The organism is Staphylococcus sp. HGB0015 (assembly GCF_000411275.1).
Taxonomy (GTDB): Bacteria; Bacillota; Bacilli; order Staphylococcales; family Staphylococcaceae; genus Staphylococcus; species Staphylococcus schleiferi.
In genome coordinates, this window is record NZ_KE150418.1 from 366,500 (window position 1) to 379,980 (window position 13,481).

Sequence of the window (13,481 nt, forward strand, 5' to 3'; positions counted from 1 at the left end):
CTTCAACTTTAGTGATTTTAATATTATTATCTTTAATTTTTAGTAACTTTAATATATCATTACACATAGGCGCAATATGTCTCCTTTATTTTTGGTTTAGTCACTTAAAATTATAGAGGCATTTGCGCTATTTTTGTACAAAAAAGCAGGATGACTTATGTCATCCCACCATAAAAAATGAAGAACCAATAAAATCCGAGATTTTTCGTAAATATAAACGAAATAATCTCGGATTTTGTTTTTTATGACAATGTGTCGCTATATTTATGCCTTAATATCGAATGTGATATTTTTCAAATCTTCTGTGTTGATGCTGACATTTTCACGATCAGATTGTAAGGCTTTATCAACTTCTAATGTATAACGGTTACCGTCTTTTGTATGAATGACAATCGTACCTGTTGGTAATTGATTGCCTTGATACAAGCCGTAAGAAACATTCGCAAATCGAACGATATGATCTAATTCTTTAAGTGTAATAGGCCCTTTATCTAAAGTAATTGTACGTTTTGGAGTAAAAATCTTATTATTTACTGTAAATTTGCCTTCTAATTCTAAGCGGATTTCATTTTCTTGTAATGTATGGTTTGAAAGAACCCAATTGTTATTAATGTTTGTTTTACCATTAATTGTATCTTTACTATATCTTTCAAATAACTGTTGAACTTGTGATTTTTGTGCAGCGTGTTCTGTTGCAGGCGTAGATGAGTTTTCAGCAGCAAAAGTCGTACTTGTATAACTTAGAACGCTCGCTGCGACAGCGCTTGAAAGAATAAGTTGCTTCAATTTCATAGATGTTTCCTCTTTTCATAGATAGATATATTCAAATTTTACCGGGCACCTTGCAAAAATACTATTAATTATTCGTTAAAAATCTCTTATTCCCTATTTAATAAACCTTAAAAGAAAATGTGACTTTTCTAAAAATCTATGAAAATTTACTTAAAATGTTGTTGTCAAGAGGAATCACTTCGTATATAATGAAAGCGGTTAAATGAATAGCGTGTTACTGTGAAAACAGGCATGAGCAAATTGACGGCCATAATGATATGGCTTTGTTTGCCCATGCCTTTTTGTTTGCCAATTTTTACATATAGGGGTGTTTTAAATGATATTCGAGCGTTTTTTTTGGTCAACTTCAACGTATTGGTAAAGCGTTGATGTTGCCTGTAGCGATTTTACCAGCTGCGGGGATTCTTCTTGCACTTGGGAATGCTATGCATAATGAACAGTTGGTCGCACTTGCACCATGGTTAAAGTATGATGTCTTTGTCATGATATCGTCAATCATGGAGTCAGCGGGGCAAGTCATTTTTGATAACTTACCACTGTTATTTGCGGTGGGGACTGCTTTAGGATTAGCTGGCGGTGACGGTGTAGCAGCGCTAGCGGCATTAGTCGGTTATCTCATTATGAATGCAACAATGGGAAAAGTGATGCATATTACGATCGATCAAATCTACTCATTTGCAGATGGTGCGTCGACTTTAAGCCAAGCGAATAAGTTACCACAACATGCACTGATTTTAGGGATTCCTACACTTCAAACGGGCGTTTTTGGTGGGATTATTATCGGGGCATTAGCAGCATGGTGTTATAACAAGTTTTATAATATTACCTTGCCTCAATTTTTAGGATTCTTTGCCGGCAAACGTTTTGTACCGATTGTGACATCTGTGGTAGCGATTATTACGGGTATACTGTTAAGCTTTATTTGGCCACCAATCCAAGAAGGTTTAAATGGTTTATCGAACTTCTTATTGAATAAAAACCTTGTATTAACGACATTTATTTTTGGAATTATTGAGCGTTCCTTAATTCCATTTGGTTTACATCATATTTTCTATGCACCATTCTGGTTTGAATTTGGTCATTATGTGAACCACGCAGGTGAAACAATTCGTGGGGACCAACGAATTTGGATGGAGCAATTGAAAGACGGTGTTGCATTTACAGCGGGTGCATTTACAACAGGGAAATATCCGTTCATGATGTTTGGTTTACCAGCGGCTGCCTATGCAATCTATCGTCAAGCCCGTCCAGAACGTAAAAAAATCGTTGCGGGTTTAATGTTATCAGCTGGTTTGACTGCTTTCTTAACAGGGATTACAGAACCACTTGAGTTTTCATTTTTATTCGTTGCACCTATTTTATACGTAGTGCATGTATTTTTAGCCGGTTCTTCATTCCTCATTATGCATTTATTAGATGTTAAAATCGGTATGACATTTTCGGGTGGTTTTATCGATTATGTTTTATACGGTTTACTGAATTGGGATCGAACACATGCCTTACGTGTGATTCCAGTGGGCATTGCTTATGCATTTATTTATTACTTTGTGTTCTCATTCCTTATTAAGCGAATGAATTTAAAAACACCAGGGCGCGAAGACAAAGTGGAAGAGCAAAGAAGTACAACGGTAGAGCGTTTACCTTTCGATGTGTTAGATGCAATGGGAGGTAAAGAAAATATTAAACATTTAGATGCATGTATTACGCGTTTACGTGTAGAAGTAAATGACAAAGCAAAAGTCGATGTCAACGCACTTAAAGGATTAGGTGCAGCAGGGGTGTTGGAAGTCGGCAATAACATGCAAGCGATCTTTGGACCAAAATCTGATCAAATTAAACATGATATGGCACTGATTATGAAAGGTGAAATTACAAGTCCGACTCAAACAACCGTGACAGATGATATCGATACGGATGTCGTTCAAATTGAAGGCACAAGAAATGTCTCAGTTGTTGCCCCTGGAGATGGTAAAATCGTCCCATTATCCGATGTACCGGACCAAGTATTTTCACAAAAATTAATGGGCGATGGTGTCGCATTGATTCCGCAGAATTCAGAAATTTGCGCGCCTTTCAATGGAACAGTGAAAACGATTTTTCCAACTCGACATGCGATTGGTTTACAGTCAACAGATGGTGTGGAACTGTTGATTCATATCGGTATCGACACTGTAAAATTAAATGGTGAAGGTTTTGAAGCATTAGTCCAAGTGGATGAAGAGGTTGTAGAAGGTCAGCCGCTTATGAAAGTCGACTTGTCGTATATTGAACAACATGCACCAAGCATTGTCACACCATTAATTGTAACGAACTTAGACGGTGGGACACTTGAATTTGAAGCGGATCAAGAAGTGAAAAAGGGACAAAAATTATTTACAGTTACGCATGACGATGTAGAATAATGACAAGTGGCTTCATTTGTGAGGCTATAAAATAACAGACACCAGACGAGGTTGGGCTATAGAATTTTTAATCGTCTTGCCTCGATGAACGCGCATGCTTAGGGGGTGAAGTCTCTACTAAATTTGGCTTAATTGTAACAGAAACTTGATGAAGCCAAATTGGATTACTGACTTTAGCGCTTCCCACAAGCGTCTTGTTCATTGTGGCAAGCATAGCATAATAATGACCTGCACTTTCAATGAATATCATTGAAACAATTGAAACAGTTGTAGAGAAGACGTCGTCTAATTAAAGAAGTAAGCACCTCAAAAATCGTTTAAATGATTTTTGAGGTGCTTTCTTTGGAATTTGAAGTCTAAATCTCGTTTCGTTTTTATCATTTAGGCTGTTTTTTATTGGGTGTGAGGTTGTGATGAAGGAGTTGTGACATATTTGTGATTAATTTCACAAAACTATTGTAAAAGACAAAATTTAGGATTATGATAAATTCGAATATAACGAAACGCGTTTCATTTTGAAAGGATGAAGGAAATGAATAAAGTCAGTATTGTTGGTGCAGGTGCAGTTGGGGCGACAACGGCCTATTTATTGTCTCATACAGAATGGATCGACGAAGTGGTTTTAGTCGACTTGGATAAAAATCGTGCTACGGGGCAAGCCCTCGATATGATGCATGGTGTTGGGGTGTCGACTTCAAGAAAAGTGACGGCAGGGGATTATGCAGATACAAAAGATTCAGACATTGTGGTTATTACGATTGGGGTACCAGAAAAAGTCGGTGAATCCAGACTTGTCCCCATGCAAAAGAACGCAGATATTTTGAAAGACATCGTACCGCAAATTGTGAACTATAGCCCTAAAACCAAAATTATAACTGTCAGCAATCCAGTCGATATATTAGCGTACATGACTTATCAAGTGGCGACTATTCCAGCTGCTAATGTGATAGGTTTAGGGACTTTATTAGATACTTCAAGATTAAAATATATTTTGAGTGACTACTTCAATATCAGTCCACAAAGTATTACAGTTTCTATTGTAGGGGAGCATGGGGATGCACAAGTCGTATTGTGGAGTCAAACACGCATTGGTGGCTTGTCCGTGCAAGATTTTGCTCAAACACAAGGTATGACCTTGCCACATGATTTTACCGAAGTCATTGAACAACGTGTTAAAGAGACGGCTTTTGATGTTTGGCAAATGAAAGGGCCAAATTGTTTTTGTGTTGCAGATGCGATTAAATGCCTAATTGATGCGTTATGTCATTCAGAACGACGTATTTTACCTGTATCTCACTTATATCAAACCAAAACAGGGAAAGAAGTTTATATCAGCCTACCCAGTATTGTCAGTCACCAAGGTGTAGAACAACGGTTACCGCAGTTGTTAAATGAAAAAGAGCATACCCAGTTATATGCTTCATGCGACGTAATGAGAAGCTACATTGATCAGTTAAAATGATCAGGTTTACGATACTAATAATAAGGAAGTTTTAAATATGAACAAAAAAGCTAATGCAACATTATCAGGGACTCGTGATATTAAAAATTTCATTAAATTTATTGTTGCAACGTTAATCGGGATTATAATTGTTTTAATTCCATTCTCATTTGCCAATGGTGTAGATACGATTTTGTTCCATTATATCAAGGCCTTTGTAGCCGCATTTCAATTTCCAATCACGTTACTCATCGCCCTTATCTTTTGCATCAGTACGTTAATGGCTGTCATTGATCAAATTTGGAAACCCGATTTTATTCGACAAAATCGCACATTAAAACCTTTGTTTTCAACAACACCTTTTTATACAGTCAACCGTATATTAGGAACATTGATTACACTCATGTGTTTATTCCATATTGGACCAGCATTCCTTATCTCTGAAGACACAGGGACAACGATGGTGAATTTAGCTGTTCAACTATCAGTAATTGTGCCCATTATGCTTCTATTTCAAACGTTTATTCTAGAATTTGGCGCTATGGAGTTTATTGGAGAGCTGATTGGTTTTCTTATCAAGCCTATTTTTAAAATCTCTGAAATCTGTGCAGTAAGTGCAATCAGTGCTTGGGTTGGACCGGGTAATGCGGCCATCTTAGCTTCGAAAGAGCTTTTTGAAAAAGGTTACTATACGGTTAAAGAAACAGCGATTTTAGGTAGCCAGTTTTCTACGTCGAGTATTGGTTGGGTTGTCCTCGTCTGCAGTGTGTTAGACGTCGTTGATTACTTTGGATATATCTTTCTTGGAATTACCATTATTGGAATGATTGTTGCATTCATATGTGTTCGTATTCCACCGATTTCACAGTATCCGGACACGTATGTAGACGGTACGGTTAAAACAGAAGAATCAACAGCGACACATCATCAAAAGTTTAAAACAGCCACTGAAATGGCTACAAAACGTGCCTCTGAAGTGACAGCGAGTAACTTTATCAATAAAAAAGACAATATGATGTTTTATGTTGTTTGGTTAATGCCGATTATCGTATGTTGGGGCACACTGGCATTAGCAATTTCGGTTTATACACCAGTCTTAGCATGGATTTCTTATCCGATTCAGTGGATTTTACAGGTTGCGGGTATTCCTGAAGCTGCAACAACAGCGAGTGCAATTATGTCAGGCTTTGCAGATAATTATTTGCCAGTTATTTTAGGTTCACATATTACAGAAACATCAAGTAAAGTTGTTATCGCAATGATGAGTATTTTACAATTAATCTTTTTATCTGAAATTGCGACGTTACTGACTTCAGCGAATGCGATCAAAAAGTTTTCACATATTGTTATTATTTTCTTGGAAAGAACGTTCATTGCACTGCCTTTTGTGATATTATTTGTTAAACTTTTATTTTAGTCATTGCGTGAAAAAAAGGAAGTGACTTAAGTTGGCAGATTATACTCCGATTAAAACGGTGGTCCAAGCATTCGAAATTTTAGATTTATTGTCAGATAAACAAAAGATGGGCATCAGTGAAATGGCAAGGGTGCTCAGCTTACCTAAAAGTACCATCTATAGAAACTTGCGAACGCTTTCCGATTTGGCCATTGTAGAACAAGATGCGAATGAAAATTACCATCTCGGTTACAAAATTTTAACTTATCAAAATCAAATTAAAAGTACAGATGCACTCGTGAATCAATTGAAGCCTTTTATGCAAAATTTAGTTCGAACAACTGGCGAATCTGTAAATCTTGGGATATTACTTGAGGATGAGGTACTAATTTTACACACCGAATATGGGGATCAATACACATTACAAACCCATCTATCACCGACAACGCCACTGCATTGTTCAGGGATTGGTAAATTGTTTTTGCATACATGGTCTGATGAAAAACTTAAAGCTTATTTTTCTAGGGCTGAACGACGAACGATTCATACGATAACAGAATTGGAATCATTTAAAGCTCATATGGCAGCACGTACAGATGTCCATTTAGCAGTAGATAATGAAGAATACGAATATGGTTTAATGTGTATCGCAACGCCAATTTTAGATGCACATCATCAAATCCGTGCAGCACTAAGTATCTCAGGTCCGGTCAGTCGTTTAGAACATAAAGGTTTATCCACGATTAAAACAGCACTATTAAATGAAGCTCAAGAAGCGATTGATTATCTTCAAAATATTGGTTATTGGAAGTAAAAGTTACCGATACAACCATTTGAAAAGTGTGACAAAAGTAACACACCCATCTAAGCAAGGGGGTAAGTTTTTTCTGCTTAGTATGGGTGTGCTTTTATTTTTTAATATTTTAGACGGTGCTATGTTTAATTTAATGAGTTAAGAGGTTCATTTAAGAATGTTGTGTCTTTTTCTGATAGTAATAAATCGGAATGCCTAACATTGTGACCCCGATACCTACGATTGCAAGAAGGGGCTGTGTAAATAGGGTATTAAGCAAGACAAAAGTACCTGCTAAAAGCGCAATCGCTGGTATAACGGGGTACAATGGCACTTTATACGGACGATGTAATTGAGGCTCTCGTTTTCTCAGAATAAATACTGCTAAGAAAGCCATACAATAAAATGTCCATATGACAAATATGAGCATATTTGTGATTGTGTCAAAAGCACCCAAGAGCATCATAATCGATGCAATGATGATTTGTATGATACCACCTAGCCATGGTGTGCGTGATGGTAATAAGTCTAAAAATAAACGCTTAAACGGAAGTTGATCGTGCTCTGCCATGGCATATGGAATACGCATCCCTGTCATCGTATAGCCATTCATCGTGCCATAGACAGAAATCAAAATACCGATTGTGACTAATTTTCCGCCACCTGCACCAAATAATATAGAAGACGCTTCGCTTGCGGCATTCAAATTGCCTTCAATTTGGTGAAGCGGGAGAGTCATTAAAAAAGTTGCGTTAATGAGTAAATAAACAATCATAACAAGACCGATACCGAGTGCAATGGCACCTGGTAAATCTTTTTTAGGGTTTTTCATTTCCCCGGCAATATTACCGACGTGGATCCAACCATCATAGGCAAACATGGTTGCAAGTAGGCCGGCACCAATCGCTTCAAACCAGTTAGAGTCTGTACCATTTACAACAGGAAAGAGTGAAAATGAGACATCACTACTATGAAAGAAACCAATGATGACAATAAGTGCAATTGGGATTAACTTGATGACGAGTGTGATAGATTGTAAAGTCCCGCCTGCCTTAGAGCCAAGAAAATTAATGAGTAGTATGGATACTGCACTGATGATAGCAATTGGTAATAACAATGATGTCGTTAAGTGCATTAAATTAATAATTTGAGTTGCAAATATAATCGCAAGTGCGGCGATATTCGCTGGAAAGTATATAAATGCTTGCGCCCATCCAGACAAAAATCCCCAAAAGTCTCCATATGTGTATTCAATATATTTCGTGAGGCCACCTGTCTCAGGAATTGCTGCTGCGAGTTCAGCGCCGGTCAAGCCTGCGCATATCGTCATAATACCGCCTAGCAACCATACAAACAGGGCCATACTTGTAGAGCCAGTGACTTCACTCACACTTGATACTTTGAAAAATACACCCGCGCCAATGACTGAGCCCATCACAAGTGAAAGAGATGCGAAAAAGCCGATGTTTTTCTTTAAAGCTGTATCTGTACTCATGCTGTTGCCTCCAATTCTCTTGTTAGGATGGACTAACCTACGACACCTTTACTTGTGTCAGCAGGTTTTAATAAGTCATCGATAATATGTGAAACGCGAGTGAGGTCAACGTTACCACCAGAGACTAAAGCAACAATGTTTTTACCTTTAATCCAACGTGGATCGATTTTACCACTTAATAAAGCGGCCGTTGGTAATGCACCTGCGCCTTCAGTAATGATTTTTGTTCGTTGCATTAAATGGCGCATTGCGTTTGCGATTTCATCTTCTGAAACTAACACAAACTCATCGACTAGTTTTTCAACCACAGCATAAGTTTTGTTACCAGGGATTGCAACTTCTGTCCCATCTGCAATCGTGTGTGCAGTGAATTGTGAAGTAATCTCTCCTGCTTTAATCGATTCCGCCATACCGTGTACATTTTCAGATTGTACACCAATGATATGAATGGACGGATTGAATGATTTTAAAGCAGTGGCGAGTCCAGAAATCAAACCACCGCCGCCAACAGGGACAATGACAGTATCGACGTCCCAAATTTGATCTAATATTTCTAGGCCAATTGTGCCTTGACCTGCCATGACTTCACAATCGTCATATGGATGCACAATTGTTTTACCTGTTTCTTGTGCCAACTGCTCCATATAAAGTCGTGAATCATTAAAAGTTTCGCCTTTGAGAATGACTTCAGCGCCGTAGCCTCGGGTGGCCTCTTGTTTTGAAATCGGTGCTTCTTCTGGCATCACAACAGTCGCTTCAATACCGAGGAGTTGCCCAGTGAGCGCAAGGCCTTGTGCGTGATTGCCGGCAGAAGCCGTAATAATACCTTTCGCTTTTTGTTCATCTGTTAAATGCAAGATTTTATTAAGGGCACCTCTAAATTTGAACGAGCCGGTGTATTGCATATTCTCAAGTTTTAAAAAAACGTTGCCACCTGTAATATTGTTACTTAGAAACATTGATTTGATGAGGGGTGTTTCACGAACGTAATCTTGGATTTTCATTTTTGCTTCTTTAACGTCTTGAATATTACAGTATTTCTCAGTTTGTATCATGACAGCATTTGTTGCCATAATCATCAACCTCTTTTCAAATTTATAATGGACGCGCTAGATGAGATCTTCTAATTTTTCATACGGCATATCATGTGATTCGGCCAAGCCTTGATTTGTAATGTGGCCTTGATAAATGTTGACGCCGGATGCTAAAACAGGATTTTCTTTAATTGCTTGTTCAATGCCTTTATTGCTAATTTCAGATAAGAAATCAATGTTACCAGCTGCTAACACCATTGTTGAGGTACGAGGGACAGCGCCAGGTTGGTTAGGTACAGCATAGTGAATGACACCATCTTCAACATATATTGGATCACCAATTGTTGTTGGACGAATGCCTTCCACGGTACCCCCTTGATCAATGGCAATATCAACAAGAACAGAGCCTTTTTTCATACGACGTACCATGTCTCTAGTGACAAGTTTAGGTGGTTTTGAGCCTGGGATTAAAATTGTTGAAATAAAGACATCAGCTGTTTGGATTTCACGAGCTAAGTTGGCTTCATTAGATTTCACGACAGTGACGTTATCGTTTTTGAAGTGTGATTCAAGCCAAGCGATACGTTCATCTTTTAATTCAATAATGACAACTTCAGCTTGTAGACCTAAAGCAATTGTCGCTGCATTTAATCCCGCAGAGCCTCCACCAAAGATAACGACTTTACCCGCAGGAATACCTGAAATGGCATCAATTCCAGAAATTAAAATACCTTCACCTTGGTGTTGTGCTTCTAAATAATAAGCCCCCATTAACATCGAACGACGACCTGCAATTGCGCTCATAGGTTCTAATAAAATGGCTTTTCCATCTTGTTCAATGGTTTCTCCACCAATCGCAGTAACACCTGCGTCTTGCATCATTTCAACTGTTTTTTTAGATGATGCAAGGTGTTGAAAACCCCAAATGACTTGTCCTTTTTTGAAATATTGGAATTCTTTTTCATGAGGCTCTTTAACTTTAATAATTAAATCAGCTTCCCAACATTTTTCATGTGAAGCAAGTATTGCACCTGCAGCTTCATAAGCTTCATTTGTAAAACCAGAACCTGCGCCTGCATCATACTCAACATAGACTTCATGTCCTTGTTCTTTAAGAATTTGAGCATTTTCAGGTGTACAGCCGACACGACCTTCGCCAGCTTTTAATTCTTTGACAATACCAATTTTCATGCAAACCACTCCTAGTGATGAAATTGAAACTGAATTTTGATTTAAATGATAAATAAATATCATGTTTATATTAAAAATTACGTTATAAAGTGTCTATAGCTATAGAACATGTGAATTAATTCACGTAAATAGTAATCGCAAAGTTGTGCAATGTCAATTAAAAATACAATAAATTTAAAATGAAAATATAATCAAAATCATCTGAATGTTCGAATATTTTATTGAAGCCTTGATAAGATTGCTTACAAAATGTTTCATAACAAAATATTTAAAAGAATAATATTGCTATATAACTGTATTTCTAAAAGATACTGCAAGATATTAAAAAAGTTTTGTGACTATTATATTTGTCATTTTGACAATGATAATGTATATTTAAAAGAGGAGCGAGGGACGATGAGAAATAGATTAAAAGAATTAAGAGCAAGAGATGGCTATAACCAAACACAATTAGCAAAACAGGCAGGTATCTCAAGACAAACCGTTTCTTTAATAGAGCGGAATGAATTTACACCCTCGATTTTGACAGCAGTTAAAATCTCCCGTGTATTTAAAGAACGTGTCGAAGATGTATTTATTATCGAGGAGGAAAAATGATGAAAGTGAAGCGATATATATTATTAATCCTTTTAGGAGCGGTTATAGGAGGGATAATGGGAATATCAAGTGACTGGATTGATTTTAAAAGATGGATGAATACCAATCAATTCGCAACGCCCTCATTTATCATGTGGATGACCCTCATTTTTTCAGCACTTATTTTGCTATTGACGCTTATTCTGGCCAAAGTACAACATGAAGCGATCCGCTATAAAAAACAATTTTCTAGTCATATGGGTGGGGAACAGACCGACCAGATAGAAAGAAAAGCAAATATTAAGTTTCTCACTGCATCAGTCATTGTGTATGGACAATATGTATTAAGTTTTATCAGTTTATTACTTTTAGTAATTGGAGGTGCTGATAGTGAGGGTTTACTTATAGGGATGATTCCCTTTTTGCTTGTATCAGTGCCAGCGGTGATGCTCGGGGTGTTTCAAAACCGTTTTGACGCTAGAATGCCGAAGTTAGGTGAAGCGAATTATGTTGAAAAAAGTATGCAGATAATGGATGAAGGTGAACGTCACATTACCATTGTATCGATGTTTAAAGTGTATCACTTTAATATTTCTTTACTATTCCTAGGCATATTAATTTTAGTGTGGATTTCAATTGTTGGAAATTATAATCAAGCACCGGGTATCATTGTTTTGATTATCCTTTTTGGATACAATGTATTTGGTTATTTATGGAAAGTGAGTCGCTTTTATCGTGAATAGGGGGAAGTGTGCCGGGGGACTGACCGGACACTGAAGTCACTCTAAAATAGCATAATAAATAGGGCTAGGACGCGTTGGCATCCTAGCCCTAAAAAATGCTTACTATATAAATGATTCAATAAAAGTTCAATTTATGATGCAATAGCTTAATGACTAGAAAGGATGACCTTTAATGTGCCTTCTTTGGCAGCATTGCTGAATACATCATAAGCTTTTAACATTTCATCAAGTTTGAAGCGATGTGTGATGAGCTTTTCAGGTTGGACTTTACCTGACTCTACAGTTTTTAATAATAAAGGTGTTGAATAGGCACTGACAAGACCTGTAGTAATAGAAATATTTTTGATCCACAGCTCTTCTAGGTGAAGGTCGACTTTTGTACCGTGTACACCAATGTTAGCGATGCGACCGCCTGGACTAATAATCTCTTGGCAAAGCTCAAAAGTGGCTGGAATACCTACTGCTTCCATTGCGACATCGACGCCACGGCCTTCAGTTACCGCTTTGATTTTTTCCATCACATTTTCTTTTGTGCTGTTGATTAATTGTGTTGCACCTAAATCTTTGGCAGCTTGCAGACGATTGTCATCTAAATCAATCATAATGATTTCTGCTGGAGAATAAAATTGCGCTGTAAGAACGGCTGATAAACCAATCGGACCTGCACCGACGATAGCAACCGTGTCACCTGGGTTGACATTAGCGCTTAAAGTGCCAATTTCAAAACTTGTTGGCAAAATGTCACTTAACATAACTAAAGCTTCCTCACTTACACCATCTGGTACACGATGTAAACTGTTATCAGCATGTGGAATACGAACATATTCCGCTTGTGTACCGTCAATCAAGTGGCCTAAAATCCAACCGCCATCTTCACAGTGTGCATAAAGTTGCTTTTTACAATAGTAACAAGAACCACATGCAGTCACAGCTGAAATAATAACTTTATCTCCTTTTTTAAATTGTGTCACAGAGGTACCTACTTCTTCCACAACACCGACACCTTCATGGCCTAAAATCCGACCATCAGTCACCGCTGGGACATCACCTTTTAAAATGTGTAAATCTGTTCCACAAATCGTTGTTTTTAAAATCTTAACAATAACATCCGTTGGCTTCTGCAGTGTTGGTTTTTCAACTTCAATCCATTCTTTTTGGCCGGGTCCACGATATACAAGGGCTTTCATTATGGAATCACCTCTTCATAGATTTGCCTTCATTCTGGCATATTTTCAGAAAATTTTCAACTTTTAATTGTATCAGCTTAAATATAATTTATTGTATATTTTAATAATAAAATTAATCAATCTCTATTAAATCAAATACCATTTATAGAGTGAACCTGCGCTACGATAAGGATGCTCGATTTCGATGATGATTTGTCAAATTGAAAACCAGATCAACCCAAATAAGATTAAAAATTTGTCTAATTTTTAAATTTTTTTCGGTGCACTAAATATTAGTGTAGAAAAGTAATACACAGAACACGGATGAGTGAAAAGAGAAGGAAGTTAACATTGAGAGGTAAGATGAAACGTCAGATAAAAACGGTCGTTCCAATGCGATATTCTAAATATAGTGTAGAGAAATAAGGTTGGACACAGTTAAAAATATTAGG

General features: G+C 37.3%; 10 protein-coding genes and 1 pseudogene. 6 read left to right on the forward strand and 5 right to left on the reverse strand.

The window, feature by feature from the left end; translation table 11 throughout:
* Positions 1 to 264: 264 nt before the first annotated feature.
* Positions 265 to 792 (reverse strand): exotoxin beta-grasp domain-containing protein, encoded by a 528-nt coding sequence (locus HMPREF1208_RS08315; protein ID WP_016425918.1) that lies wholly within the window; start codon positions 790 to 792, stop codon positions 265 to 267.
* Positions 793 to 1,127: 335 nt separating this feature from the next.
* Here HMPREF1208_RS08315 and ptsG point away from each other — a divergent pair.
* The 4 genes and pseudogenes from ptsG to HMPREF1208_RS08335 all read left to right on the forward strand — a co-directional run.
* Positions 1,128 to 3,194 (forward strand): annotated as a pseudogene (ptsG, locus tag HMPREF1208_RS08320) (glucose-specific PTS transporter subunit IIBC); the annotation flags it as partial.
* A gap of 532 nt (positions 3,195 to 3,726) precedes the next feature.
* Positions 3,727 to 4,656, forward strand: coding sequence for a lactate/malate family dehydrogenase (locus tag HMPREF1208_RS08325; RefSeq protein ID WP_016425920.1), 930 nt, complete (start codon positions 3,727 to 3,729; stop codon positions 4,654 to 4,656).
* 37 nt (positions 4,657 to 4,693) lie between these two features.
* The gene (locus HMPREF1208_RS08330; RefSeq protein WP_016425921.1) at positions 4,694 to 6,052 is read left to right on the forward strand and encodes a YjiH family protein; all 1,359 of its coding nucleotides are present in this window, start codon (positions 4,694 to 4,696) and stop codon (positions 6,050 to 6,052) included.
* A 31-nt stretch (positions 6,053 to 6,083) separates the two neighbouring features.
* Complete coding sequence (locus HMPREF1208_RS08335) at positions 6,084 to 6,845, forward strand: IclR family transcriptional regulator (protein ID WP_016425922.1); 762 nt, start codon at positions 6,084 to 6,086, stop codon at positions 6,843 to 6,845.
* Between the two features lie 151 nt (positions 6,846 to 6,996).
* Here HMPREF1208_RS08335 and HMPREF1208_RS08340 read toward each other — a convergent pair whose 3' ends face one another.
* From HMPREF1208_RS08340 to HMPREF1208_RS08350, 3 genes are read right to left on the reverse strand one after another with little or no spacing between them, the layout of a single operon-like run.
* Entirely contained in the window at positions 6,997 to 8,319 is a 1,323-nt protein-coding gene (locus HMPREF1208_RS08340) for an APC family permease (RefSeq protein WP_016425923.1), read from the reverse strand.
* A gap of 32 nt (positions 8,320 to 8,351) precedes the next feature.
* On the reverse strand, positions 8,352 to 9,392 hold the full coding sequence (gene tdcB, locus HMPREF1208_RS08345) for a bifunctional threonine ammonia-lyase/L-serine ammonia-lyase TdcB (protein WP_016425924.1): 1,041 nt from the start codon (positions 9,390 to 9,392) through the stop codon (positions 8,352 to 8,354).
* A 36-nt stretch (positions 9,393 to 9,428) separates the two neighbouring features.
* Positions 9,429 to 10,544: an alanine dehydrogenase gene (locus tag HMPREF1208_RS08350; protein ID WP_016425925.1), complete on the reverse strand. Its 1,116-nt coding sequence runs from the start codon at positions 10,542 to 10,544 to the stop codon at positions 9,429 to 9,431.
* Positions 10,545 to 10,940: 396 nt separating this feature from the next.
* Here HMPREF1208_RS08350 and HMPREF1208_RS08355 point away from each other — a divergent pair, with 396 nt between their 5' ends.
* On the forward strand, positions 10,941 to 11,141 hold the full coding sequence (locus HMPREF1208_RS08355; RefSeq protein ID WP_016425926.1) for a helix-turn-helix transcriptional regulator: 201 nt from the start codon (positions 10,941 to 10,943) through the stop codon (positions 11,139 to 11,141).
* Complete coding sequence (locus HMPREF1208_RS08360; RefSeq protein ID WP_016425927.1) at positions 11,141 to 11,863, forward strand: DUF3169 family protein; 723 nt, start codon at positions 11,141 to 11,143, stop codon at positions 11,861 to 11,863. Before HMPREF1208_RS08355 ends, HMPREF1208_RS08360 begins: the two co-directional genes overlap by 1 nt.
* Before the next feature lie 146 nt (positions 11,864 to 12,009).
* Here HMPREF1208_RS08360 and HMPREF1208_RS08365 read toward each other — a convergent pair whose 3' ends face one another.
* Entirely contained in the window at positions 12,010 to 13,050 is a 1,041-nt protein-coding gene (locus HMPREF1208_RS08365; protein ID WP_016425928.1) for a zinc-dependent alcohol dehydrogenase family protein, read from the reverse strand.
* Positions 13,051 to 13,481: the final 431 nt, after the last annotated feature.